The sequence below is a fragment of the Altericroceibacterium indicum genome, assembly GCF_009828105.1.
Lineage (GTDB): Bacteria > Pseudomonadota > Alphaproteobacteria > Sphingomonadales > Sphingomonadaceae > Altericroceibacterium > Altericroceibacterium indicum.
Window position 1 is genome coordinate 1 of the sequence record NZ_WTYQ01000014.1, and the last position, 2,859, is coordinate 2,859.

The following is a 2,859-nucleotide window of genomic DNA, read 5'->3' on the forward strand; positions in this document are numbered from 1 at the left end:
GCTCAGCACCGCTGTCGTGTTCTCATCCAGACTGACCGAACCACCGCTCGTAATCTCTGGCGCTTCATTCGTATCCGTCACTGTGATCGTCACATCCTGCGTGACGCTTTTGCCATTCCCGTCATCCACCGTGATGGTCAGGGCATAGACATTATCGCCATCACTATCGGCAGGGTTGGCGTAATCCGGCGCGGTCTTGAAGCTGATCTCTCCCGTCGCACCATCAATCGTGAACAGCGCGCCATCGCCACCTGGCTCAATCGACCAGCTCAGCGTATCGCCATCGGGATCTTCCGCCTCAAAGAGAACCGGACCCGCATCGCCTTCTATCACGGTCACATCGAGCGCGCTCGTGATCACCGGTGCTTCATTCACATCCGTCAGCGTGATCGTCACCGTGTCGCTGGTCACAATCGTCCCGTCAGACACACTCACTTCCACCACAAAGCTGGTCTGCCCCGCTTCATAATCAGGTGCCACCTTGAAGGACAGCGCTCCGGTGGCCGCATCGATCGTGAACAGATCGGCATCCGCACCACCTGTCAGGCTGAAGGTCAGCCCATCGCCATCATCATCTGTGGCTGCCACTGTGCCGACAGCCGTCCCATTCTCCGCAACCGTCAACGACAGACCACTCGTGATCACAGGTGCTTCGTTTTTATCTGCAACCGTGACCAATATGTCCTGTGTTGTGGTGCTCGTGCCGTCGCTCACAGCAATTTTTAAGCGATAAACGTTGTTCTCATCCGCATCATTGGGTCGTTCAAAATCTGGAGCGCTGCGAAACGAAAGTACGCCCGTAAGTTCATCAATGGTGAACAGATTAGAATCTACGCCGCCTGCAATCGTATAAGTCAGATTGTCACCGTCGCCATCAAGCGCATCAATGCTCATCACTTCAGAGCGGTTTTCAACAATCGTTACATCAGCATCACTAGTGATAACCGGTGCTTCATTCTTATCCGTAATGGTGACCGTTACAGACTGTAAAACAGTCTCCACACCATCACTGACAGACACCAACAATTCATAGATATTATCTCCATCTGCGTCATTGGGCGTTTCAAAATCCGGCACATCTTGGAAGGCCAATGCACCGCTCTCCGGATCAATCGTGAACAGTGTGCCATCCGCCCCTCCGGCGATCGCGTAGGTGAGAGGATCACCGTCGCTATCACTTGCAGATACAGAGCCGACCTGTGCCCGACCTTCCAACAAAGTGATCGTAGGCGAGCTGCTTAAAGTCGGGGCCTCATTCTTGTCGGATACCGTTATGCTGACGCTTTGTTGTGTGGATGCCTCTCCATCACTTGCAGCGATGATAACATTATAGACATTATCCCCATCGCTATCTGCTGGATTTTCAAAGTCAGGAGCATCGTTAAAAGCCAACTGACCATTGGAATCCACGGTAAACAGGTCGGCATCAGCACCACCTACTATGGAATAGGTCAGAGTGTCATTTTCTGGATCTTCGGCCGTAATTGTCGCAACGTTCGTTCGGTTTTCCTGAACTGTAAAAGAAGAGTTACTGGTGATTACCGGCGCCGAATTATCTGATGTAATCGTGACGGAGATATCTTGGCTGGTCGTATAATTTCCATCGCTTACTGCAACGGTGACGCGGTATACATTATCGCTATTACTATCGCTGGGAGACCCATAATTAGGGGCTGTGACGAAGCTCAGCGCACCTGTATTTGCATCCACTGTGAACAGGCTAGCATCCACGCCTCCTGTAATGGACCAAGTTAGCGTATCATTGTCTTCATCAATGGCTCTTAGCACCATGACTGCAATTTGCTCATCAGCAAGTGTCGCACCAGCAGCACTTGTGATGACTGGAGCCTCATTGACATTGGTAAGCGTAATTGTGACGGCCTGCTTGACGGTTTGCGTGCCATCATTGGCCGAAACGATCACATCATAAATATTGTCTCCATCAAAATCGCCTGGGACATCAAAATCAGGCGCCGCTTTGAAGGACAGAGCACCTGTTGTGCTGTTGATTGTGAAAAGATTGCCATCTACCCCTCCTGCGATCGCATAGGTTGGTTGATCGCCATCTCCATCAGTCGCTTCGACACCCATGACGTTGGTGCGATTTTCTGCCAAGGTGACATTGTCACTGCTGGTGATAATCAGCGGCTCATTTGTATCCGTGATTGCAATGCTGATCGATTGCGTCGTGCTCTTGCCATTGCCGTCAGAGACTTTGACGCTCAGCTGATAGATATTATCCTCATCACTATCGGCCGGTGCTTCATAGTCGGGTGCGGTGATGAAGCTGAGCGCTCCTGTGGCGCTATCAATCGTAAAGAGGCTCGCATCCAGCCCGCCTGCAATCGACCAGGCGAGCACATCTCCATCGCTATCGCTGCCGGCCATCGTCAGCACCGCCATCCGGCCTTCGGCCATAGCAATCGTATCACCACTGGTGATCACCGGCGCTTCATTCACATCTGTAATGGTCACGGCCACGCTCTGGCTGGCGCTCGCGCCATTGCCATCTGAGACAGTCACAATCACATCATAGACATTGTCCCCATTCGCATCGCCCGGCGCTTCAAAGTCAGGCGCGGTGACAAAGGACAACTTCCCGTCTGCACCCACCGTAAACAAGGCTGCATCGGCACCGCCCGTGATCGCATAGGATAGCGTGTCACCATCCACATCGGTCGCCACAATGCTGGTCGCCAGGCTCTGGTTCTCGGTCAGGGTGACAGCCGCACTGGCCGCAAGGCTGGGCGCTTCATTGGCATTGGTGACGGTGACCTGCACATTTTGGGTGGCCGTCCCGCCATTGCCATCGCTGACCTGGAGCACCACCGCATAGACATTCCCACCATCAAAGCTCGA

At 53.0% G+C, this 2,859-nt stretch carries 1 protein-coding gene; it reads right to left on the reverse strand.

Translation table 11 applies throughout. The features are described from left to right. Positions 1-2,859, reverse strand: a 2,859-nt coding sequence (locus GRI39_RS14325) for an Ig-like domain-containing protein (protein WP_160740412.1), incomplete at both ends; no start/stop codon positions are given.